Here is a 24,517-nt window from a genome sequence, read left to right as displayed (position 1 = left end):
TATGGGTAGACCAATTGTTATTGCTAAAAAAACTGCGGATACCACACAGGATATTGTGCTGCATTCCCAACTTGCCAATCGACATGGCTTGATTGCAGGTGCCACTGGTACCGGAAAGACTGTGACTTTAAAAGTATTGGCGGAGAGCTTTTCTCGAATTGGTGTGCCTGTTTTCCTCGCCGATGCCAAAGGCGATGTGTCCAGCCTGGCCAAAGCAGGTGAAAGCAGCCCCAAGTTTGATGAACGGATTAAAAGTCTCAATATCGAGTCCATTCCTTTTGCAGCCTCACCAGTGGTGTTTTGGGATTTATTTGGCGAACAGGGTCATCCGATTCGCACTACCATTTCTGAAATTGGTCCGTTGCTGCTTGCTCAAATGCTGAATCTGAATGACACTCAGGAAGGTGTTTTATCTGCCGTGTTTCGGATTGCCGATGATCAGGGTTTATTACTGATCGACTTTAAAGACCTAAAAGCGATGCTGAGTTATATCTCTGAGCATGCGGCTGAGTTTAAAGCTGAATATGGCAATTTATCTCCCGCCAGTCTCGGTGCGATTCAACGTAATTTATTGGCACTAGCTGACCAAGGCGGTGACCAGTTTTTTGGCGAACCGGCGCTGGATCTGATGGACTTTTTGCAGACGGATAGTCAGGGCCGTGGCAATATCAATTTGTTGGCGGCTGACAAGCTGATGAATACGCCTAAGCTATATGCCACGTTCTTACTCTGGATGCTCTCCGAGCTGTTTGAACAGCTTCCCGAAGTCGGCGATCTGGACAAACCTAAACTGGTGTTTTTCTTTGATGAAGCCCATCTCTTATTTGATAATGCCAGCCCTGCCCTGCAAGAAAAAATTGAGCAGGTGGTGCGTCTAATTCGCTCGAAAGGTGTAGGGATTTATTTTGTCACGCAAAATCCGTTGGACTTACCTGAAAGTGTCTTAGGCCAGCTCGGCAATCGGGTTCAACATGCTTTGCGGGCTTTCACTCCCAAAGATCAAAAAGCAGTGAAAACCGCAGCAGAGACTTTCCGAGCCAATCCTGAATTTAAAGTCGATCAGGTGATTACCGAACTTGCTGTCGGTGAAGCCCTAATTAGCTGCCTGGATGAAAAAGGCATTCCGCAAATAGTAGAGCGTGGCTGGGTCATGCCGCCGCATTCATCCTTTACACCGATCTCGCTTGAAGAACGCAAGGCTCTCATGCAGCAAAGTATTGTCGCCGGTATTTATGAGCAGCCAGTCGATCGGGATAGCGCCCATGAAATGCTGCAAAACAAGGTCGCAGAACGCCAGCAACAGGCTCAGGCCGCCGAACTTGCCAAACAGCAAAGCAAGGAACAGGAAGCTCTTGCCAAGCAGCAAATTAAAGAACAGGAACGTCTGGCACGAGAACAGCAAAAAGAAGCTGAACGCGCAGCCAAGCAACGAGAAAAACTGACTCAGGATATTGTCGGCACCTTTGCCAAAAGTGCTGCCCGTAGCCTGGGCGGGAGTACTGGGCAGAAAATTGTGCGCGGCTTACTGGGTTCGCTGTTTGGCCGCAAATAATCCCCCTCCTTTTCCGATCATCATCACACTTTTTATGGGATATTTTTATATCCCGTAATTTTTTTATGGTTTTATGACTATGCGCTATTGTAAAGCCATTTTAAAAGATGTAATTTAAATACATCTTTTAAAAAACACCTGTAGACGGCTCTCATGACTCCACAACATATTGAACTTGTACAAGCGACTGTTCCTGTTTTACGTGAAAACGGCGTAGCACTTACCACGTATTTCTATAACCGCATGCTGAAAAACCATCCAGAGTTGAAAAACACCTTCAACATGGATCATCAAAGTACTGGCCGTCAACCACGTGCCTTGGCTGCCGCAGTACTTGCCTATGCCGAAAACATTACCAATCCGGGCGTTTTGGCCAAAGCCATCGAACGCATTACCACTAAACATGTCAGCCTGGATATTCAACCGGATCAATATGCGATTGTCGGTGAGAATCTGTTGCACTCGATCAGCGAAGTTTTAGATGTACCCATGGACTCAGACCTGATTGCAGCCTGGAAAGAAGCGTATATGCAACTGGCAGATATTTTGATTGGTGTGGAAAAATCTAAATATGCCACCCTAGCTTCTGAAAATGGTGGCTGGGCGGGCTGGCGCGAATTTGAAGTAGCAGCAGTCAATGATACCGACGCAGGTAAAATCTTTACACTTAAAGCTAAAGATGGTGCAGCGATTGCAAGTGCTGAAGCCGGTGAACATATTTCAGTACGTGTACAGGTGCCTGAACAGCACATTCGTCAACCACAACAGTTTAGCTTTGATCAGGCTCAAAACGAGCAATATCAAATTACTGTGAAAGCGGAAGAAAATCCAACCGCATTCTCGGTTGCACAGACACTGATCGACCACTACAAAGTTGGTGATGTAGTTGAAGTGTCTGCCCCGCTCAAGCTTTAATTGCAAAAACGGTTTAGACTAGCATCAGATTCTGATTAAAAGCTCCATTCGTGGAGCTTTTAACATTCAATTCTTTCATTTTCTAGCTGTTGACGTTATGCAACTCAATAAATTCACTGACTATGCGCTTCGGATTCTGATGTATGTCGCACAGCCACGTGATCTCCCCTATACCATTGCAGAACTTGCTGAGCGATTACAGGTTTCACAAAATCATGCCATGAAAATCGTGCATTTTATGGCGAAACAGGAGTGGCTGATTACCACACGTGGTAAAGGTGGCGGCATACGTTTAAATCCGGCCAGCCTGAACCTCCAGCTGGGACAGATTGTGCGGATCCTGCAACGCGACAGCAATGTAGTGGAATGCAATAGCCCACCCTGCGTATTACGTCCGACCTGTGGTTTAAAAGGTATTTTAGATGATGCGGTGGAACAGTTTTATAGCAGTCTGGACCAATATGTGCTTAAAGATGTGATTAGGCCACGAAATGCGCGTTTCAGTACAAATTCTCCGATCGGCCTGATTAATCTTTAAAGTCTTCCGGGTCAGGTCTTGTGACTTATTCTTGCGGCAAAGTTCGCTTGCCTGTGCGACTTCCTTTATAATGTTTCATTGTAGATCATTTATTGAAGTTGAGTTATGCACCACAGCAGAGGAAAATCCAAAAACAGTAAGACAGCCCATGCGCCTAAGCAAAAGATCAGCTACGAGAAAAAAGTTGATTCTGCCATTACTGAATATTCTGTGCGCGCACTCAACTGGCTACGCAAAGCCGAATTTTTAATGAGTGCACCCAAACTCAGTCTTTGTGTAGAAGATACAGGCTATGAAATTGCTTTTGCCGGCCGCTCGAATGCGGGTAAGTCTAGTGCGATTAATGCCCTGACCAACCAGAAACAGTTGGCACGTGCATCGAAAAAACCTGGCCGTACCCAGATGATCAACTTTTTCAGCCTGGGTAATCCGGATCAGCGTCTGGTCGACTTACCCGGTTATGGTTATGCGGCTGTGCCTGAAAAAATGAAACTGGTCTGGCAAAAAGAACTGGAAAATTACCTGATTCACCGTCAAAGCTTGCAAGGCCTGGTATTGTTGATGGATATCCGTCATCCCCTGCAACACTTTGATGTAATGATGCTGGAATGGGCTTATTCCCGCCAGTTGTTCGTGCATGTGTTATTGACCAAATCTGACAAACTAAACCGTGGTCCTGCATCCAAAGCCTTGCAGGAAGTCAAAGCGGCATTGAAAAAGATGAAGCTGGATTTCTCGATTCAACTGTTTTCCTCCATGAACAAACAAGGTTTAGAAGAACTGGCCAGCGTCATGGGTGGCCGTTTGAACTTTACCTTAGATCAAGCATCTGAATATGATCTGGACAGCATTCCGGAAGCATCAGCGCATGATTTGAATGAATCTGATGAACCGCTTGAAGAGCTCGAGCTTAGTGAAGCTGATTCTGAGCATGCTGAAGTATCGACTCATGATTTAAATGAAGCTGAAGAACCGCTGGAATTGCTTGAGCAGGATCAATCCGAGCTTAAAGCGGCAGATGAGCTAAATCAGAATAAGCGTTCAGCGGATTAAGACCATATCACCTAAATGATCTGTGATCATTCTTGATTTATTAAAACTCAACGTACAAATAAAAAAGCAGGTCAAATACCTGCTTTTTTATTTTTTTAAATGTTTTAGCTATCTGTAGCTTGAAGATCGGGTTCACGCGTATGCCGGTCCACCACCACGCTGATCATCATATCTCCCTGAACATTCACCATTGTACGTACGGTATCCAGTAAACGGTCGATCGGTAAAAGAATGGCAATCGCCTCGGCAGGTAAACCAACCGATTGCAAGACCATAATCATGGTCACCATACCGGCACTCGGAATTCCCGGTGCACCTAAGGATGCAATCATCGCAGTTGCACAGACCACCAGTTGCTGCCCCAGACTCAGATCCAGCCCCATTAAATTGGCAATAAACAGAGCTGCAGCTGCTTCATACAGCGCCGTACCATCCATATTCAACTGTGTACCAAGTGGAATCACAAAGCCTGCAGTATGTGGACGTACCCCTAAATTTTCCTGCGCGCATTTCATCGACAAGGGCATGGTGGCCGAACTGGAACTGGTGGCAAAGGCAGTAATCAAGGCAGCACGTGTGCCTTTAAAGAACGTGACCGGATCCATCTTGCCGAAAATCCACAGCAATAAAGGCAAAACCACGATGCCATGAAAAATCGTCGTACCGGTGACTACCGCAGCGAATTCAGCCAGACGACTGAGAACTGAAACATCTTCAGTGGCAATTAATTTAGCCAATAAGGCAAAAATACCGAGCGGTGCCAGTTTCATCACCCAGCTAATCATCAACATCATGATTTCAAAAAACTGGTGACTCAGCTTGCGCACAGTACGGAATTTATCTCCACCTGCGACTAGTGCTACACCCACAAATAAGGCAAAGACTACCACCGCCAAGACATTCCCATCGGCAAATGCTTTAAACGGATTGATCAGGGTATTCTGAATAAAGTTGGTAAAGAAAGAAGATGGCGTAAGCGTATCCGGTGTTTGATGTTGCGCCATGGCATCTTGGAACATCAGCACATCAACACCCTTACCGACATCAAACAGATGCGCACACGCCAGACCTAAAATAAGTGCCAAGGTAGTGGTGGTCACACAGCACATCAGGGTAATTTTCCAGGTGCGGCTTAGCTGCCCACCCGCCTGCAGATTGGATACGCCGACCACGATCGAGCTAAAAATCAGCGGCACTAACAGCATTTTTAACAAGCCAATAAAAATACTGCTGACGATGCCGATGCCATATAAGCTGATATCAAAAAATGAGGTCTGCGGAAATATCGTCAATAGAAATCCAAACAGCACCCCCAATACGGCGGCAATTAAAATTTGCGTATTTAAGCTCATCTTTTCATGCATTTTTAATATTGATCTTAAGCCGCACTATGCCATGCAGTGTCTATAGAATCGAGTAATATTTTATAAACGCATGGTTGAAGCATGGCATCAAATGGCCTTTTTAATCCGGCTTAAAAACAAAAAACCCAATCTAGGATTCGGCTTTTTGACAGACTACAAACTTATTGTGTTTCGATTTCACGTAAGCGGATCAGACCTTCCTGAGAGGTACTGCAGACCAGCTCGCCGTTCTGCCACATCCGGCCAAAATTCAGGCCGCGCGAACTGGCGCTCTGGGTGGCATCCATATCGTAAAGCATCCATTCATCCGCACGGAATGGTTTATGGAAGTACATGGCATGGTCAATACTGGCACATTGTAAGCTTGGCGAAATATAACTCAGACCATGTGGACGAAGCGCCGTGGTCATCAAGGTAAAGTCAGAATAGAAAGCAGCAATGGCCTGATGCAAGGAGATCTGATCGACTTCTGCAGCAATACGGTCATGCGTACGGATATAGTGCGCATAAGACGGTGCTTCAGGTTGAGGCTGGAATGGATTTTGCGGATTGACCGGACGAATTTCTACATGACGATCACGAGTGAAAGATGCACGAACATTTTCCGGAATAAACTCAATAATCTGCTTGATCAGCTCTGCTTCATTTTTCAGGCTTTCTGCCGGTGGATATTCAGGCTCTGAAATCTGGTAATTCAGGCCCTCTTCCTGATGCGCGAAAGACACCATACACATGAAAATGGTACGGCCATGCTGAATAGCGCGCACCTGACGGCTGACAAAGCTCTTGCCGTCACGGATACGATCCACTTCATAAATAATCGGTGCATTGACATCCCCGCCAAACAGAAAATAGGCATGTAATGAATGTGCTGGACGGTCTGTGGTATAAGACGCGGCGCGTAGTGCCTGCCCTAAAACCTGCCCACCGAACACGCGCTTGCCCACCAGATTCCGGCTGATTCCCCGGAAAATGTTTTCTTCTAACTTTTCTAAGCTGAGCAGCTCGACCAGTTCCTGTGTTAAGGCATTCATAAGCAACCTATCTAATATTGGAGATATCCAAAATGGAAAAACGGATCTAAATAATTGATCTGGAATATTCTGCCACAAAATCAGACCGAAACTCTAAAGTTTGCATGACTGTTCTGTCATACTGATGTCATAAGTGACTAGGAAAAGCACCTGCTTTCACGCTAAAATTGAAGCACTTCTGTTGAAGTTGTTAAAAAAAGATATATTGTTTCGCTTTAGAAACCCGCAAAATAAATTCCCTCAGAAGTCCTGTGGTTTTGGTCAGTAAAATTAGGAGCAGCTATGTCCAAGAATGGCTTTGGTCAAATGTATCGCAAGCTTTCAAGTAAGTTACTTGATCTTGTGGTTACCCCTCATGTTCTTGGGGAAGTACCAAGTGAAGTGACAGCACCTAAATCTGATCAGACTGCAGCAGAATCGCAAAAGCTGGTCTGCTACGTTTTACAGAACCATTCACGTAGTAATGCACTGGTTGTCGATGCAGAAACGCGCCGCTTAAAATTGCCGGCTGCACTTGATCCAATGCAACTCGGTAACAGTAAGGAAAAAGCATCAGTACTGTTTTTACAGCATCATGATGAAAATAATCTGCTCAGCTCACCACCGCATGCTTTCCCGCCGCGCCTGTTACGCCTGATTGAAATCCTGGAACAGCATCCTGAACTGGATGTCGAACTGGTACCGGTAACAGTACTTTGGGGACGTGAACCGGAGAAAGAAGATTCCTGGTTTAAGCTTTTATTTACCGATACCTGGTCTACGCCAAGCCGGGTCAAACAACTGGTCAATATCGGCCTGCATGGTCGCCAGTCTTATTTAGAGTTCCATGAATCGCAGTCTTTACGCACCTTGATTAACTTTGCTAAAGAGACGTATCCAAATTCAGCGCCGGCCACCTATATTGTCAGCACTTTAAATGATTACCTGGATGGTCAGCGCGAAGTCATTCTCGGGCCGGATCTGTCCGACCGCCGTAATGTCATGCATGGCCTGATCAAGTCACCAGATGTACAGGCAGCGATTCGCAATGACAGTATTCGTAGCAAAATCTCGATGCTGGAATCTGAACGTCGTGCCATCGGTTATCTGAACGAAATCGTTTCCGATTATTCTCATTCTACCGTACGTTTTGCCGATAAAGCCCTGACCCGCTTATGGACCCAGCTTTATGATGGTGTGGAAGTGCATAATTTCAGTACCGTGCGTGAACTGGCCAAGGATTATGAAATTGTCTATACCCCATGTCACCGCAGTCACATCGACTATTTGTTATTGTCTTATGTGATCTATCGTCGTGGCTTGATGGTGCCGTATATCGCTGCGGGCGATAACCTGAATATGCCTTTTGTCGGTCAGATTTTACGCGGTGGTGGTGCCTTCTTTATTCGCCGTACCTTCCGCGGCAACGCGCTCTATACCACGGTCTTTAAAGAATATCTGTATAGCGTCCTGTCACGTAATACCCCGCTGGAATATTTTATTGAAGGTGGCCGTTCACGTACCGGTCGTTTGCTACCGCCAAAAACCGGGATGCTGGCAATGACCGTGCATGGTCATTTACGTGGCAAGTCCAAACCGATTGTATTTGTACCGACCTATATCGGCTATGAACGCCTAATGGAAGGTGGTACCTATGTCGGTGAGATGAGTGGCAAGCCAAAAGAAGCCGAGTCTATTTTTGGTATTTTGAAAACCCTGCGCAAGATTGAACGCATTTTTGGCAAGGTGCACCTGAACTTCGGTAAACCGGTATTTCTGGATGATATCCTGAAACAGCATGGTGCAGAAAATATCAAGATCGAAAAGAATGATGATCCGGTTCCACAAGCGGTTTCTGACGCGGTGAATAGCTCTGCACAGGCTATTCTGGAAAATATCAACAGTGCGGTGGTGATCAATCCGGTATCGTTATTATCTTTAATCTTGCTGGCCACGCCAAAACATACGCTGGATGAAGAAATCTGTATCAAACAGCTGGATACCTATCGCACCTTGCTCACCGCCCTGCCTTATGATGAACGCATGCAGGTTACACCGCTGTCAGGCAAAGAAATAATTGCCTATGCAATGAAGCTGAAACTGATCAAACGGGTCAAGCATGTACTGGGCGATATTATTGCGATTGAAGATAATCAGGCGGTTCTGCTGACCTATTTCCGTAATAATATTGTGCATACTTTTATACTGCCATCCCTGATTGCAGCCCTGACTGAACATAACGGCACCATCCGCCGTCATGATGTGGTCAATATCAGCAGCACCCTGTATCCGTTCCTCAAAGCTGAGCTATTTTTAAAATGGCATGAAGATGAGATTCAAAATCAGGTCAATGCCCATATTGATAACCTGATTTCTTCAAAACTGATCACGCAAGATGGCGAAAACCTGATTGCACCTGCACCGAATACTGAAGCGCATCATCAGCTCGAAGTTCTGGCTGCCCCAGTGACCCAAAGTCTGGAGCGTTATTACATGACTTTGGCACTGATTACCCAGCGTGATTCAGGCAATATTTCAACCCGTCAGGTGGAAGAGCTGAGCTATTTAGTTGGTCAGCGTCTGTCTGTACTATACGAGTTCAATTCGCCTGAATTCTTCGATAAAGCCCTGTTCCAGAGCTTCATTAAAGTATTAACCCAGAAAGGTTATCTGTGTACCAATGAAGACAATGCGATTGTCTTTGATGAACAGCTGACCAATGTAGCGAAATATGCCGATCTGGTATTGGACGAAGTGAAATTGCAGATGCTGCATCACATTACCGCCTTTACCGATGAAGAACTTAAAGAAGCCCTGGATGCAGTTGCGGCAGAACAAGCCAAGAAACGTGCGAAGCGGAAAAAGAAGTAAGATTAAATAAAAAAGAGAGGCTAAGGCCTCTCTTTTTTATTTAAGAATTTATAAGAAGTGAAAACTGAGAAGCTAATGCCATTATTTAAATATAGCATTCCCTCTCCTGAGCGAGTTTTAAAGCACGGCTTTTAAAACGAAGCGCAAGTGAGGATTAGGGAGAGGTGGTTCTAGATAAAATCCTCCCCTAACCCTCCTTTGAAAAGGAGGGGGATTCTTCCCTTTTTAAAGGGAGGTTAGAAGGGATTATTTTTCCTCATCAACTCCAAATAATCCTCATAACAGTCCAGATGTTTTAATTCAAATCCCATTTTTTGCATTCGGGTCGCATAAAGCTTTTTACCCGTGACCTGCTCACTTTCCACCTTAAGCAAAGGAAGCCCTATCTGCTGTTGGAACCATTGCAATATTTTATGCAATAATTTTGGATCGTTGTTGGTCACAATATAAGAAGTTTCAGGATGTTCCACGTGAATCATCTGTGATAAAAAACGTGATAAATCTTCAATATGAATCCGATTGGACCAGTGCAGATTCGGATAACTCGTCATCGAGGCAGCCATTTTTTGTAAGCGTTCTACCGATGCTCCATAAATCCCACTTGGACGAATGATCGTACATTGCTCAGGATAAGCAGCGAAATAAGCCTGCTCCATCTGCTGTAAGATTGTGCCCTGAGCATCAATTGGGTAAATTTCAGTTTCGTCATCTACGATTTCACCGGCATCTTGCCCATACACTCGTGTCGATGACACCACCACAATCCGTTTCACCGGATGCTGTTTCAAGGCAGCCACAATAGGTTGAACCGAATCCAGATAAGTCTGCTGATAGCCTTCAACCGTACTTTGTTTTGGACTAAGTAATACATAGACCCAGTCAATTGGAGTAACTGCAGTTAAATCCAGTTGATGCACATCCTGAATCAGATGAGTTGCGAATGAATCTGTTTTGGGACTCTGGCTAATTGTGCTAATTTGATGACCTTGCTCAAATAGTTGTTTAGCCACACGTCGGGATGTTTTACCATAACCGATAAATAAAATATGCATTGAGCACCGAATCACAAATCTGGTTGAGGGGACATGGCTGCAGTCCATCAGTTACAAGGCGTTGGCAATGCCGCCGCTGCATTACTCGAAAAACTAAATATCTTCAATACTGATGATTTGCTTTTTCATCTACCACGTGACTATGAAGACCGTAGCACGATCATTCCTATGAATCAATTGAGCGTGGGACGCAGCTATCTGCTGGAAGGCATCGTCAAAGGCGTGGATTTCCCCCCTGGCAAACGCAAATCCATGGCTGTGCTGCTGGATGATGATTTTGGCAAAGTCACTTTACGTTTTTATCATATTTATAAAGGCATTACCGACCGCTGCAAACTGGGTAACCGTTTAAGAATTTTTGGTGAAGTGCGGGTTGGTGCGCGCGGTCTGGAAATGTATCATCCCGAACTGCAAGTCATTACTGAGGACACACCTTTACCTCAAACCCAGCTCACGGCAATTTATCCGGCGACTGAAGGCCTGACCCAACCAAAAATACGGGACTATATTCAGCAGGCCTTGGCTCAATACAGCGATCATCTGCCTGAATTGCTGCCAGCAAAATTTAGTAACGGTTATGCACTGAAACAGGCACTGGAATATATCCATCACCCGCCAGTCAATGCCAATATGCTGCAGCTGGCACAAGGCTCACATCCTGCACAGCAACGCTTGATCTTTGAAGAACTGGTAGCGCATCAGATCAGTTTATTGACCCGACGCGCCTTCATCCAGCAGGTCGAAGCACCTTCATTTGCGCCAAGTCAGACCTATGCCAAACGGTTACTGGCCAGTCTGGCTTTTGAAATGACCGGTGCGCAAAAACGTGTATCCAGAGAAATTGCGCAGGACTTAAAAACAAATAAGCCGATGTTACGTCTGGTTCAGGGCGATGTCGGCGCGGGTAAAACACTGGTGGCCGGTGTAGCTGCCTGCCATGCACTGGAAGAAGGCTGGCAAGTGGCATTGATGGCACCGACCGAGATTCTGGCCGAGCAGCATTATCTGAACTTTAAACGCTGGTTTGAACCTTTAGGCTTAAATGTAGCCTGGCTTTCCGGCAAGCAGAAAGGTAAAGCGCGCGCAGCAGCAGAGCAGCTGATTCGGGATGGCAGCGCTCATCTGGTCATCGGGACTCATGCCCTGTTTCAGGAAAATGTCGAGTTTGCCAAACTGGGTCTGGTGATTATTGATGAACAGCATCGCTTTGGTGTAGATCAGCGCCTTGCTCTCAGAAATAAAGGGCTAGATGGTATGTCACCGCATCAACTGGTGATGACAGCGACTCCGATTCCACGCACACTGGCCATGTCTGCCTATGGTGATCTGGATACCTCTGTGATTGATGAGCTGCCGCCGGGCCGTACCCCGATTCAGACCGTGACCATTCCATTAGACCGGCGCGAAGAAGTCTTGCAACGGATTGCCAGCAACTGTGCTGAAGGCAAGCAGGCCTACTGGGTGTGTACACTGGTAGAACAGTCCGAAACTTTAGATGCCCAAGCTGCAGAAGCCACTTTCGCTGAAATTCGCGAGCGCTTTCCTGCGCTGAATATCGGACTGGTACATGGCAAGATGAAAGCCGATGAAAAACAGGCGGTAATGCAGCAGTTTAAAAATAATGAATTACAGCTGCTGATTGCTACCACCGTGATCGAAGTCGGCGTCGATGTACCAAATGCCTCCATTATGGTGATTGAAAATGCCGAGCGTCTGGGCTTATCTCAACTGCATCAGCTACGCGGTCGGGTCGGCCGTGGCGCCAAAGCCAGTTTCTGTGCCCTACTGTACAAACATCCGCTCTCGCAAAATGGTCAGGAACGCTTAAGAATCATGCGTGAAACCAATGATGGTTTTATGATTGCCGAGAAAGACCTAGAATTGCGTGGGCCGGGAGAACTACTCGGGACCAAACAGACTGGCGACATGAATTTCCGTGTGGCCAAACTGGAACGTGATGATCACCTGCTCAATCAGGCACATTATGTGGCCCAGCAGATGCTCAAGGATTATCCTGATCAAGCCGAAGCATTATTGCAACGCTGGCTACCGGAAGCACCGCGCTATGCCTATGTTTAAATTACTGCAACATGGAAAATCCTGGCTGACCCGCTTACAGCCCTGCCAGCTCTGTCTGACCGATCATCAGTCCATTCATTCAGTCTGTGAAGATTGCTGGCGACAATTACCCTGGGCACATCAAACCATTCAACGGCAGGAAATGCAGTTCCAGATTGCCTGCGACTATGCTTACCCGATGGACCGGCTGATTCAACTGTTTAAATATGAACAGAAGCTGCATTTGCAAAATTTACTGGCAGGTGTGCTGTTAAGTTTAGACCTACCTAAAGTCAGTGCGATAGTACCGATGCCGATCTCGAATGAGCGTCTGGCTGAGCGCGGTTATAATCAATCTCTAGTGCTGGCCAAACATGTGGCAAAACAGTTGAATGTACCCATCTGGCAACCTGTTCGACGAATGAAACAACACTCGCAAAAGGGCCTAAGCCGGCTGGAGCGGATTGAAGACATCCAATCACAATTCCAGATCAGTACCATTTCCAAGCTGCGTTACCGTCGGGTGCTGATTATTGATGATGTGGTGACGACCGGCAGCTCGATTCGAGCACTGAGCCAAACACTTGAACAACTGGGCTGTCAAAAAGTTTATGCAGCCTGTCTGGCAGGTGCTCAAATCTGAAAATTTAAGCTTGGGCGAGTAACTGCGACTTCACCCAAGGAATCACAATTTCAGTGGTCAAGGGTGCGAGTCGTAGCTCTTTTTCATCCAGATCGACCCATTTCATTTCGGCAATTTCCGCTTCAATTTTTGGTGCTTGATCCAGACTTACCCAATAGACATAACTCACCAGTTGATGATCTGGTTCATTCGCCGTCTGGGTTTCAAAACGCCCAATGAATTGCTGAATCTGTGCCTGTGTGCCAATTTCTTCCTGAATTTCACGCAACATCGTTGCTTCTGGTGCTTCATTTGGCTCCAGCTTGCCACCAACCTGCATAAAGCAGGACGTCCCTTTTTTACGAACCACCAGCAGTTGCTGCGCTTCATTTAAAATAATGGCTGCAGCCACCGTAATCACTTTCATTTATTTTCTACAAATCATGCTGTGGACAGCTTATTTTACAAGATCGGTCTGATCGACCATACCCCATTTCGCTTCAGGCGGCTGATAACTTTCAAACTGGCGCAAAATATCATCCAGATTATCACTCACAATTAAAGCATCGCTAAAGCGCGCTTTGGTAAAACCTTTCTCAGTCGTCATATGGATAAATTTGAGTAAATCATCGTAAAAACCATCTACATTTAAAAAAGCACAAGGCTTTTTATGAATTCCCAACTGTGCCCAGGTCCATTGTTCAAAAATTTCTTCCAGGGTTCCAGCACCACCCGGAATGGCAATAAATCCCTGTGCCAGTTCCGACATGCGGGTTTTACGTTCATGCATATTATCGACCACAAATAGCTCGGTAATATGCGGATGCGCCAGCTCACGATTGACCAGCTGTCTTGGAATTACGCCAATCACCTTGCCACCAGCAGCCAAAGCACTATCAGCGATAATTCCCATCAAGCCAGAACGACCACCGCCATAGACCAGCGTCTGATGCCTTGCTGCCAAGGTTTGGCCAACCTTTTCGGCAATCTGGGCATAGAGAGGATCCGAGCCCAGTGCTGAACCACAAAAAATTGCAATAGAATTCATCATTTCACTCTCCAATTGACGCTATATTGTACGAAATCGCTGCAAGCGCGCTTTTTCCAAAAATAACTGCTTAATATCAGTGTTTTTATTCAATTCCTTGTCTAAAATACACCCATTCCAATTCACATACTGCGCCAGGGAGAAAAGACAGCATGCTTGAAGCCTTTTACGCCACAGAGCGCGGTAGCTTAGAAGATATCACGATTAATGGTGATTTCGACCTGCATCCAGATTTAGTATGGCTTGATCTGATTGCACCTTCACAAGAAGAGCAGCAATGGATTCTAGATGCCTATGCGCAAAACTTACCGACCTTAAAATCGCTGGAAGATATCTCCTCTAGTGCCCGATTTTACCGTGATGATGACGGTATTTTGCATATCAGCACCTATTTTTTAACCAAAAATAAAAACTATCAGGTCGAGAATGAAAACGAAGATGAATCCAGCATGCTGGCGACGGTACAAACCGTAGCATTCATTCTGCATAAGGACCGTCTTTTTACCTTGCGTGGCGAAAAGCTGGTGGCCTTTCGTGCCTTCCGTGCCCGTGCGCGCCGCAATGATTATGAAATCGATTATAAAGATCCGACCTGGATTTTATTGGGCCTGCTCGAAGCCAAACTGGATGAGCTGGCCGACATTCTGGAAGATGTACATAAAGATTTAGAGAAATATTCAACTGAAGTGTTGAATAACCGCCATCGCGAGCAGATTCTCGATCTGGATGACATGATTACCCGGCTAGCTCAACTGGAAGATATGCTTGGTAAAGCGCAGCTCTGTCTGATCGATTTACGTCGTGTTCTGACTTTCCTGTCTCGTCCACGCGCCTTGGGCAGTCATATTTATGATGCGGATATCCGAGAACTCAGTGAAGATGTCCGCTCGCTGGTGGAGCATGATGCCTTCCTGTTCCAGAAAGTGCGCTTCCTGCTCGATACCACGTCCGGATTCATTAACACGGAACAGAACGATACGATTCGTCGATTCTCGATCCTGCCAAGTATGCTTGCACCGCCGATGCTCATTGCCAGTATTTATGGCATGAATACCGAAGTTCTGCCTTTTGCACAAGGCTCCATGAGCTTCATTATGGTCAGTATTATTTTGATCGGCTTTTTGATCGGGCCATTGATTTACTTTAGATGGAAGAAGTGGATTTAATTTCTTCACCCTCTCTCTAACTCTCTCCCATAGGGAGAGAGGACTTCCAATATTTATTGAGATAGTAGTTTTTAAAAATATCATTTCTATCCATAAATTTAGAGAGGAAGTTCCCTCTCCTTTTAGGAGAGGGTTAGGGTGAGGTCATATTTTAATCCTTCCTAACGTCCTTTTGATAAAGGAAGGACTTTACTTTTAAAATGTGTCAACAATAAAAAAAAAGCACCTTTCGGTGCTTTTTTTATTTACTGAATGATCTGTAAATCATCCTGTAAATGACAGGCCTGAATGATATTCATCATTTTAGCAGGGACAGCTTTAAACTGTAGTCCTTGCGCTTGAGGCGTCTGGCGCAACCAGCGCACCAATACTGCCAAAGCCAAAGTACTACCACTTTCAAGCCCAGCTAGATTAACCACAAGCGGAAAATTGCTCTGTGACTGAACCACACGCAGACCATTTAGGTAATAGTCCTGCGCATTGGCATAGTCAATCTTGCCTGAAACCTGCAATTCCTGATCCTTGAATACAATCACGGCTCACCTATCTGATTATTTCTTGTTCTTGTCGATTGCAGCTTCTGCATCCGGTTTGAAGTTAGCAATGGCTTTATCTATATTACCGCCATTACGTTTGACTGTCGCAGCAAACTGGTTACGGAATTGCAAACCTAGATCGATACCCGATACGTTGATGTTGCGGATTTTCCATTGTGAACCTTTGTCCACCAGCTGGAACGCCACTGGAATTTTCTCGCCTTTATTATTAAAGTCGATGGTTACAACAGGATTTTTGCTATTGCTAGCCTTGTACGGACGCACGCTATAGGTTTGATTGCTGAACTTGGAAAATGCAGAACCATAATTTTCAATGAGCGTTTCACGGAAATTCTTTTCAAACTGCGCGCGCTGTGCAGCAGTACTATACTGGTTCGTCGCATAAGTCCCCATCACAATACGCGTGAAAGACTGTGAATCAATGTATGGATCCAGATTCTGGCGGACAATCGCTTTTACCAGCGCTGGATTGTTCTGCAATTTTGCGTTATCAGCTTTGAGGCGCTCAATCAAACCATCTGCCACTTTTTTAATAAAAACAGGTGGTGCTTCAGACGGTGCAGCAAACACTGTACCAGCAATCATTGTTGAAAGAATGCTTGCTGCAAGCGTTTGTTTTACTAAAGTCTTCACTGAAATCTCCTCAATCTATTATTCAACAAATACAGGTTCTGCATCAGTCGATTCTGAAACTGTCGCCTGTTCTGGGGCAGTTTCTTGACTATCCGACGATTTACCGGCACCGCCAGTAATGAATTTCGTCACTAAATCTTCAATTTCCATGGTGCCTTGGGTATTGGCAATCTGATCACCGCGTTTCAAATAGTTCAGACCACCACCTGGAATAATTTTCAGGTATTTTTCACCCAACAACCCATTGGTCGCTACCATAATATAAGCATCTTCATCAATATTGGTGATGGAGTTCATGTTATCTAACAGTTGTTTTTCCATGTCTTTTTGTTGCGCAGGTGCAGCCGCAGTATAGTCCGAACTATAACGTAACTCTTCCAGTGCTTCCTGCTGAACTTGTTTTAATTGTTCAGTATTAAAAGAGGTCAATGAGCCATCCAGGGTCATATGCACGGTTGCCAGACGCGTTACAGGATCTAAGGTAATGTCATCGACCTGTCCTACTTTCACGCCACTTAAAGCGACTTTGGCACGTGGCTTGATGCCATTTACATTTTCAAACGTTGCCGTCATTTTATAGCTGTCGGAAATATTGCTTCCCACCAGTCCACTGACACGCATCGCCAAAAAGAACAGGGCAATCCCGAACAAAATAACAAAAACACCAACGGCCAGCTCACTAGTACGTGATTTCATTAAACACCTCCGAACATGACCGCAGTCAACACAAAATCAAAGCCTAAAACGCACAGTGAAGAATATACGACTGTACGGGTTGTAGAAGTTGCAATACCTTCCGATGTTGGTACACAGGCATAGCCTTGATATACCGCAATCCAGGTACAAATTAATGCGAATACAAAACTTTTAATAATAGTGCCATTCAAGACATCTTTATAAAATTGCACACTGCTTTCCATGCCGCTCCAATACGCACCCTCATCGGCACCCAAAAAATCGACACCGACCATTTTACCGCCCATAATACCGACTGCGGCGAAGATGACCGAGAGCATGGGCAAGCTGAAAATCCCCGCCCAAAGACGCGGCGAAATCACCCGCTTCAATGGATCGACACCGATCATTTCCATACTGGACAATTGTTCAGTAGCTTTCATCAGGCCAATTTCCGCAGTCAAGGCTGAACCGGCACGTCCTGCAAATAGCAAAGCAGCGACCACAGGTGCCAGTTCACGCAGCAAGGTCAACGCGACCGCTGTTCCTAGCATCGACTCACTACCAAAGGTCGACAAGATGCTAAACATCTGCAAACCAAGCACGGCACCAATAAACAGGCCAGAAACCACAATAATCAGCAGGGACAATACCCCAACCCGATACATCTGATAAACAAACAGCTTTACGCCAAGCCAGGTCGGCATGGAAAATAAAATCTGCAACAGCATCAGGGTCGCGACCCCAATCCCCTGTACACGTTCAATAACGCGTCTACCTAATGCGGCAATTGCATTCATGAACGAACCTCATCACTTAAATAAGCTTGATGACTAAACTGATAATCCACCGGACCTTCTACCGAACCGGTCAGGAATTGCTGTACAAAAGCAGACGGATGCGCTTTCAGCTCTGCTGGTGTGCCCTCGCCCTGAATTTTGCCTTCTGCCACCACATAAATGTAGTCCGCAATCGATAAAGTTTCTGCAACATCATGCGAGACAATAATCGTGGTCAAGTCCAGTGCTTCACGTAATGAACGGATCAGACGAGTCAAAACGCCCATCACAATCGGATCCTGTCCGGCAAACGGTTCATCGTACATGATCAGCTCAGGATCTAGCGCAATCGCACGGGCCAAAGCCACGCGTCGGTTCATACCACCGGATAGTTCAGATGGCATCATCTGTTCTGCACCACGTAAACCGACTGATTCCAGCTTCAGTGCCACGATTTCCTTAATCAGATGTTCCGGCAATTTGGTATGTGCCCGAATCGGAAATGCGACATTTTCATACACGCTCATATCGGTAAACAAAGCACCGCTCTGAAACAACATACCCATCCGTGCACGTGCTGAAAAAAGTTCGGAACGTGACATCGAGGCAATATCTTTGCCGTCCAATAAAACCTGACCATGCTCAGGAACCAGCTGCCCACCAATCAGTCTTAATAAAGTGGTTTTACCAGTACCGGATGGCCCCATAATGGCGGTAATCTGCCCACGACGAATATTTAAACTCACGTCGTCATAAATCACGCGCTCACCCCTCTTGAAGCTCAGATTCTTGACTTCAATCAGAGATTGAGTATCTCGCGCTGTTTGATTTTTCATAGCTGAGTTTATTCCTGCATTTTTTCAGCATGCATACTATAAAGGAACGAAGTTCAAAATGTTAGCAGTTGAAAAAGGTGGTTTGATATCATAAAAAAATAACAATAATGGGTTATTTCGTATTTTTTATAATAAAAATATGTACTTAAGCTTGAGCAGAATACATTGATTAATTAAAAAGACTGTATAAATAATAGATAATATTACATAAAATCAAAGTCAATGCGATATATGGCATATACACCTCTATCAATTGAGATCGAAGAGCTAAGCTTTTCCTATTAATAATTATCATAACCCTGACAAAATATGATTTAGTAGACATTTTACGTTAAAAAGTAAAAAACTCAATGCATAAAAAACCGGTATTTCTACCGGTTTTTTTATCTTCATCTAGCGACTGAATTAGTCGTTAAATTTACGACGTGGACGATCTTCACCACCGAACGAACGTTCACCACGTGGCTTGTCATCAAAGTTGCGACGTACTGGACGATCACCGAAATCACGCTTTGGACGGTCATCACCGAATGAACGTGCTGGACGATCACCGAAACCACCTTCACGACGTGGAGCAGGACGATCACCAAAATCACGTTTTGGACGATCACCATAACCACCTTCACGAGCTGGTTTGTAGTCTACACGGTTGCCACGGTTGTCATCATTAGAGCGAGGACGGTCACCAAAACCACCTTCACGACGTGGAGCTGGACGATCACCGAAGTCACGCTTTGGGCGGTCATCAAACGAACGTTGTGGACGATCACCGAAACCGCCTTCACGACGTGGAGCTGGACGATCACCGAAATCACGCTTTGGACGGTCATCAAACGAACGTTGTGGACGATCACCGAAACCGCCTTCACGACGTGGAGCTGGACGATCACCAAAGTCACGACGTGGACGATCTTCGCCAAATGCTGGACGTTCGCCACGAGGTTTGTCATCGAAGCTACGACGTGGACGATCATCACCGCCTTCACGACGTTTGAAGTTGCTTTCGCCTTCAAAACGACGACCGCCACCGAAACCACCACGACCGCCATCACGACGACCGCCATCACGGCCACGACCGCGACCAGCGCCATCACGGCTACCACGTGCAGGAGGTGGAGATGGCTCAAGACCTTCAATTTCAGATACGTTTAGACGCGCATCAAGGAAGTCTTCCAAAGCACGGATTTTACCGCGTTCACGGTAAGTCGCCAAAGTAATTGCTTTACCAGTACGACCCGCACGACCTGTACGACCGATACGGTGTACATAGTCTTCGTTCTTCATTGGAAGACCGAAGTTGATTACGTGTGAAATTGTTGGTACGTCAAGACCACGCGCTGCAACGTCAGTTGCAACCAGAATCTTCGCACGACCTTCACGAATGCTACGTAAACGACGGTTACGAACAGTTTGTGGCATAGCACCGTGAAGCGCTACAACTGATAGACCTGCTTCAGCAAGTTCTTCAGCCAACATATCTGTGTCTTCTTGAGTTGACGCAAATACAACTGCTTGATCAACGTCTTCTTCGTTCAACCAGTGAGTAAGAAGTTTTTTCTTGTGCTCAAAACCGTCAGTCCAATGCAAAGTCTGAGTAATATCAGTATTGGTAGAGTGACCAGTTTCGATCGAAATACGCATTGGATCATTCATCATGCGTTCTGCAAGTGTAATGATACGTGGTGCAAAAGTCGCAGAGAACATAAGAGTTTGTTTGCGGTTTGCAGCCAACTCACCAATTGCTTCTAAGTCTTCAGAGAAACCTAGGTCAAGCATACGGTCAGCTTCATCGACGATTAACGCGTCAACTTTATCCAATTTGATTTGACGACGATTCACCAAGTCAAGTAGACGACCTGGAGTTGCAACAACAACTTGCGCGCCTTTTAACTGTTGAATTTGCTTACCAAAAGGCATACCGCCCATGATTGCCGCAATACGCACGCCTTTCATGTGACGTACAAATGCAATTGCGTCTTGACATACCTGTTGTGCCAATTCACGAGTCGGTGAAATCACCAAAATATTCGGTTGAGTAACCGCTTTCATACGGTCTTTAAACGGTACTAATGTATCTTGGTTTGCCAACGCATTTAACGTAGGAAGTAAGAATGCAGCAGTTTTACCAGAACCTGTTTGGCTTGACACAAGAAGGTCTTTGCCTTCAAGCGCAGCTGGAATCGCTTGTTCTTGTACAGGAGTAGGAGTAGTAAAGCCTAAAGCGTCGAGAGCCTGGGTTAGAGATTCGTCGAGGGAAAAATCAGCAAAAGTTTTGCTCATAGAGAGTATTCACCCTGAAGTGGGTGCTCCATTTAATAAATAACAATTATGGACATCGGCAAAAAGCGGCACAGCAAATAATGCTGAAAATATTAGGATTCAGCAGCGATCCGAGTAACGACGATGTGGATATAACGCACGCATGATTACGGCCGCAAACCTGAAGGAATCGCTTAAGCGATTGGGGCGCGAAGGATATGTCCTCTCTATGGACAGCACGCGCATACAATGATTAGAAGATAGTGTTCAGGTAAAGAACAGAAATTAAGTGCGTGGCGGAATTATAGCAGAATATTCCACAATGTCATTAAGTTTTAAAACTAATTTTCCTTATTCATAATTTATCTATATATTTCTAATACTTAAAATATAATAAAAAATGTAACAGGTGGTATAAAAAGTCACTTTTCGCCAATTCACCTGATATTTCCAGTATTCAAGCAAACATCAATACACCTGTACCAGTCTCTGGCGACTTAAATTTCCATGCATAAAAAAGGCATCCCGAAGGACGCCTTTTCTCGATATTAGTTCTGATTCATCTAAACCCGATTATTTTGCTGCTTCACCCCAAGCAGGAACAACTGCTTGCATTAAAGGCTTAAGCATTTTCATTGAACAAGCCAAAACTTGACCATTTTCCATAGAGTCGCTACCACCACGTGCATCAACTACAGTACCGCCTGCTTCTTTCACGATCAATTCGCCAGCTGCGATATCCCAAGGCTTTAAACCAAGTTCGAAATAACCATCGAAACGACCTGCAGCAACATAGGCTAAATCCAATGCTGCAGAACCTGAACGACGATATTGCGCGCCAGCTTCAGTTACATTTAACAGGGTTTGAAAATGGTTCTTGGCATAAGACACAACTTCGCCATTACGCTTGGCACGATAAGCGTGACCAACAGCCATAAAAGTATTTTCCAGGCTGTCTTTAACATTCACACGAATACGGCGCTGGTTCATCATGGCACCACGACCACGACTGGCAGAGAATAGCTCATCTTTCACCGGGTCATAAATCACCCCGTGTTGAGTAATGCCTTTGTGCTGAACTGCGATAGAGATACAGAAATGCGGGAAACCGTTAATGAAGTTTAAAGTACCATCTAGCGGATCGATCACCCAACACCAATCGGCGTCATGACCTTTACCTTCCTGATAGCCAAACTCTTCACCAAGGAAACTGTGATTTTTATAACTTTTACGTAGGGTATCGATGGTCAACTGTTCCAAATAACGATCTACACGCGTTACCGGACCATCAATTCCTTTTTCTTCGACTTGTAGATCAAGTTTATGACGATTCTGATGCGCTTTTAAAAGCTCTTGACCAACTAACTGAGCCGCACGCGCAGCCATCACCACCATAGGTTCCATTGAACACCCACTACAAATTTGAAGACACTGATAAAGAATAATGCATAAAAGCCCCGATATCTTAGCAAATATCAGGGCTTTTTTGGGAAAAATGTGTCTAAAATTTTTAAGAACTTATGACAAAGCGCTTTGCCCTAGGCTGGACCAAGCCTGATTGATTGATTTTTCAATACCTTGCGCATCCAGCCCCGCCTGCTGCAACATCTGTGCATGGGTCGCTTGCGCCATAAACGTATCATCCAGACCCAGATTCAACATCGGTTTGACAATCTGTGCTTCTGCCAGATATTCATTCACGGCACTACCCGCACCGCCCATCACCGCATGTTCTTCTACCGTGACAAACAGACTGGTGCTTAAAGCGAGATCATCGAGCATTTGGGTATCTAACGGTTTGACAAAACGCATGTTAACCACACGCACACCAATCTCATGTTTTACTGCAAAGGCTTCAGCAGCATCGACTGCAGCCTGTACCCGGCTACCAAAGGCCAGCACAGAAATATATTCGTCATACTGCCCGTTAAAACTGGCCACAATTTCCGCCTGACCGATTGGAATCTCGATCATTTTTTGCTGGATCTCGACGCCCAGTCCATTGCCACGCGGATAACGTACGGCTGCAGGTCCTGGATACAAATACGCAGTATGCAGCATTTGACGGCATTCATTTTCGTCTTTTGGCGCCATGATCACGATATTCGGGATAGTACGCATATAGGCATAGTCATAAGCACCGGCATGCGTCGGGCCATCTTCACCAACCAGACCGGCACGATCAATACCGAAAGTAACATCCAGATTCTGCAAAGCCACGTCATGTACCAGTTGATCATAACCGCGTTGCAGGAAAGTCGAGTAAATTGCAACCACCGGCTTCAAGCCTTCACAAGCCATACCGGCAGCCAAGGTAACCGCATGCTGTTCGGCAATCGCGACATCAAAGAAACGTTCCGGATATTCTTTGGCAAATTTGACCATGCCTGAACCTTCGCACATGGCGGGAGTAATCGCGAGCAAACGGGCATCTTGTGCCGCTTCATCGCAAAGCCATTGCCCAAATACATCCGAATATTTCGGCGCAGTATTGCTGGCAGCAACGGCATTGAGTTTGCTAATCGCGTGATACTTGATTTGATCCGATTCTGCCGGAGCAAAGCCCTTGCCTTTTTTAGTATAGACATGAATCAGGCGTGGGCCTTTACGCTTTTTCAGCGCATTAAAGACATGCACCAGCTGTTTGACATCATGACCATCGTACGGGCCAAAATAGTCAAAGCCGATGGCTTGGAATAAGTTATCTGCAGCATCGGTTGCTGCACTGTGCAAACGCGAGTTATACAACCATTCTGGATGTGGCTGTACATATGCCTCACCCTGCTCGGTAACATTAACGAACTCACCGCGCTCCCAAATGGCAGCCAGATGTTTGGCAAAACCACCGGTACTGCAAGAAATCGACATATCATTGTCGTTCAGCACCACCATCAGATCAGCACTGTGTGCCACAGCATCATTCAAAGCTTCAAAAGCCATACCTGCCGTCATGGCGCCATCGCCAATAATCGATACCACTTCACACGGCTTGTTCTGATAACGACGTGCCAGCGCCATACCTAGGCCAGCAGAAATCGCCGTCGAAGAATGCCCTACCCCAAAGGTATCAAATTCAGATTCTTCACGAGCCGGAAACGCAGCCAGACCATCTTTGGCACGAATCGTGGTGAGCTGTTCACGACGACCAGTCAACACTTTATGCGGATAGGCCTGATGACCGACATCCCAGATCAGGCGGTCATGCGGTGTATTAAAGCAATAATGTAAAGCCACGGTGAGTTCAATCACACCGAGATTGGCACCAAAATGTCCGCCACTTTGCCCGGCAGCATACAAAATGAATTGACGTAACTCATCCGCCACTTGTTCTAGCTGGCTTTGCTCGAGTGCACGCAGTTGCTCAGGATGATTGATCGCATCAAGCAACGGTGTTACAGGGCGTTGAGTTGGGATTTCTGTATACAGCATATTATGGCAAAGCCTTCTAAAGCCTGGCAAATCTAAAGCTAGGTCAATGGGGAGTACCCGATCATATAGCTGAATTGTAGCAGCTTCAATTCAGCTA

General features: G+C 45.7%; 20 protein-coding genes and 1 pseudogene. 8 read left to right on the top strand and 13 right to left on the bottom strand.

From position 1 onward, the window contains the following. The first annotated feature begins 1 nt into the window (after window position 1). The 4 genes and pseudogenes from AC1IR0_RS11865 to yihA all read left to right on the top strand — a co-directional run. Complete coding sequence (locus tag AC1IR0_RS11865) at window positions 2-1,552, top strand: helicase HerA-like domain-containing protein (RefSeq protein WP_479741417.1); 1,551 nt, start codon at window positions 2-4, stop codon at window positions 1,550-1,552. 153 nt (window positions 1,553-1,705) lie between these two features. Further along, window positions 1,706-2,467, top strand: a complete 762-nt coding sequence (locus AC1IR0_RS11860) for a globin domain-containing protein (RefSeq protein ID WP_004281516.1) — start codon at window positions 1,706-1,708, stop codon at window positions 2,465-2,467. A 97-nt stretch (window positions 2,468-2,564) separates the two neighbouring features. Next, on the top strand, window positions 2,565-3,005 hold the full coding sequence (locus AC1IR0_RS11855; RefSeq protein ID WP_004732285.1) for an RrF2 family transcriptional regulator: 441 nt from the start codon (window positions 2,565-2,567) through the stop codon (window positions 3,003-3,005). Window positions 3,006-3,110: 105 nt separating this feature from the next. Then, window positions 3,111-3,887: pseudogene (gene yihA / locus AC1IR0_RS11850) on the top strand (ribosome biogenesis GTP-binding protein YihA/YsxC); the annotation flags it as partial. A gap of 275 nt (window positions 3,888-4,162) precedes the next feature. Here the strand turns inward: yihA and AC1IR0_RS11845 are convergent. Further along, entirely contained in the window at window positions 4,163-5,410 is a 1,248-nt protein-coding gene (locus tag AC1IR0_RS11845; protein WP_409666501.1) for a dicarboxylate/amino acid:cation symporter, read from the bottom strand. 173 nt (window positions 5,411-5,583) lie between these two features. Beyond that, complete coding sequence (locus AC1IR0_RS11840; RefSeq protein ID WP_004645045.1) at window positions 5,584-6,456, bottom strand: acyl-CoA thioesterase; 873 nt, start codon at window positions 6,454-6,456, stop codon at window positions 5,584-5,586. Between the two features lie 282 nt (window positions 6,457-6,738). Here AC1IR0_RS11840 and plsB point away from each other — a divergent pair, with 282 nt between their 5' ends. After that, window positions 6,739-9,306: a glycerol-3-phosphate 1-O-acyltransferase PlsB gene (plsB, locus tag AC1IR0_RS11835; protein ID WP_479741416.1), complete on the top strand. Its 2,568-nt coding sequence runs from the start codon at window positions 6,739-6,741 to the stop codon at window positions 9,304-9,306. Window positions 9,307-9,542: 236 nt separating this feature from the next. Here plsB and AC1IR0_RS11830 read toward each other — a convergent pair whose 3' ends face one another. Continuing rightward, a complete protein-coding gene (locus AC1IR0_RS11830; RefSeq protein WP_409666497.1) occupies window positions 9,543-10,358 on the bottom strand; it encodes an NAD(P)H-binding protein in 816 nt (271 codons plus the stop codon). A gap of 33 nt (window positions 10,359-10,391) precedes the next feature. On the opposite strand from AC1IR0_RS11830, the gene recG reads away from it, so the two are divergent. Together recG and AC1IR0_RS11820 are read left to right on the top strand one after the other, a co-directional pair. After that, window positions 10,392-12,437 carry an ATP-dependent DNA helicase RecG gene (recG, locus tag AC1IR0_RS11825; RefSeq protein ID WP_409666495.1) on the top strand — a complete coding sequence of 682 codons (2,046 nt, stop codon included), beginning with the start codon at window positions 10,392-10,394 and terminating at the stop codon, window positions 12,435-12,437. After that, window positions 12,424-13,059, top strand: coding sequence for a ComF family protein (locus AC1IR0_RS11820; protein WP_005101225.1), 636 nt, complete (start codon window positions 12,424-12,426; stop codon window positions 13,057-13,059). The genes recG and AC1IR0_RS11820 overlap by 14 nt, the downstream gene beginning before the upstream one ends. Before the next feature lie 4 nt (window positions 13,060-13,063). Here the strand turns inward: AC1IR0_RS11820 and AC1IR0_RS11815 are convergent, their stop codons facing one another. After that, complete coding sequence (locus AC1IR0_RS11815; RefSeq protein ID WP_004732301.1) at window positions 13,064-13,465, bottom strand: NUDIX hydrolase; 402 nt, start codon at window positions 13,463-13,465, stop codon at window positions 13,064-13,066. Between the two features lie 30 nt (window positions 13,466-13,495). Beyond that, on the bottom strand, window positions 13,496-14,086 hold the full coding sequence (locus AC1IR0_RS11810) for an LOG family protein (RefSeq protein WP_004732303.1): 591 nt from the start codon (window positions 14,084-14,086) through the stop codon (window positions 13,496-13,498). Between the two features lie 152 nt (window positions 14,087-14,238). On the opposite strand from AC1IR0_RS11810, the gene AC1IR0_RS11805 reads away from it, so the two are divergent. Next, window positions 14,239-15,252, top strand: a complete 1,014-nt coding sequence (locus AC1IR0_RS11805) for a CorA family divalent cation transporter (RefSeq protein ID WP_004732304.1) — start codon at window positions 14,239-14,241, stop codon at window positions 15,250-15,252. Between the two features lie 245 nt (window positions 15,253-15,497). Here the strand turns inward: AC1IR0_RS11805 and AC1IR0_RS11800 are convergent, their stop codons facing one another. The 8 genes from AC1IR0_RS11800 to dxs all read right to left on the bottom strand — a co-directional run bounded on the left by AC1IR0_RS11800 (window position 15,498) and on the right by dxs (window position 24,420). Beyond that, a complete protein-coding gene (locus AC1IR0_RS11800) occupies window positions 15,498-15,788 on the bottom strand; it encodes an STAS domain-containing protein (RefSeq protein ID WP_409666491.1) in 291 nt (96 codons plus the stop codon). A gap of 15 nt (window positions 15,789-15,803) precedes the next feature. Continuing rightward, complete coding sequence (locus tag AC1IR0_RS11795; protein WP_174894180.1) at window positions 15,804-16,442, bottom strand: MlaC/ttg2D family ABC transporter substrate-binding protein; 639 nt, start codon at window positions 16,440-16,442, stop codon at window positions 15,804-15,806. Between the two features lie 18 nt (window positions 16,443-16,460). Beyond that, window positions 16,461-17,138 (bottom strand): outer membrane lipid asymmetry maintenance protein MlaD, encoded by a 678-nt coding sequence (gene mlaD, locus AC1IR0_RS11790; protein WP_184412729.1) that lies wholly within the window; start codon window positions 17,136-17,138, stop codon window positions 16,461-16,463. After that, window positions 17,138-17,917, bottom strand: coding sequence for a lipid asymmetry maintenance ABC transporter permease subunit MlaE (gene mlaE / locus AC1IR0_RS11785; protein WP_005248230.1), 780 nt, complete (start codon window positions 17,915-17,917; stop codon window positions 17,138-17,140). The genes mlaD and mlaE overlap by 1 nt, the downstream gene beginning before the upstream one ends. Then, window positions 17,914-18,732, bottom strand: coding sequence for an ABC transporter ATP-binding protein (locus AC1IR0_RS11780; RefSeq protein ID WP_409666488.1), 819 nt, complete (start codon window positions 18,730-18,732; stop codon window positions 17,914-17,916). Before AC1IR0_RS11780 ends, mlaE begins: the two co-directional genes overlap by 4 nt. A gap of 405 nt (window positions 18,733-19,137) precedes the next feature. Next, on the bottom strand, window positions 19,138-21,012 hold the full coding sequence (locus tag AC1IR0_RS11775) for a DEAD/DEAH box helicase (RefSeq protein WP_004281533.1): 1,875 nt from the start codon (window positions 21,010-21,012) through the stop codon (window positions 19,138-19,140). A gap of 552 nt (window positions 21,013-21,564) precedes the next feature. Further along, window positions 21,565-22,395 carry an inositol monophosphatase family protein gene (locus tag AC1IR0_RS11770; protein WP_004281534.1) on the bottom strand — a complete coding sequence of 277 codons (831 nt, stop codon included), beginning with the start codon at window positions 22,393-22,395 and terminating at the stop codon, window positions 21,565-21,567. Window positions 22,396-22,509: 114 nt separating this feature from the next. Then, window positions 22,510-24,420, bottom strand: coding sequence for a 1-deoxy-D-xylulose-5-phosphate synthase (gene dxs, locus AC1IR0_RS11765; protein ID WP_409665963.1), 1,911 nt, complete (start codon window positions 24,418-24,420; stop codon window positions 22,510-22,512). Window positions 24,421-24,517 lie beyond the last annotated feature (97 nt).

Source organism: Acinetobacter sp. 129952, from assembly GCF_056642055.1.
This window is presented reverse-complemented; position numbering and strand designations above follow the sequence as displayed.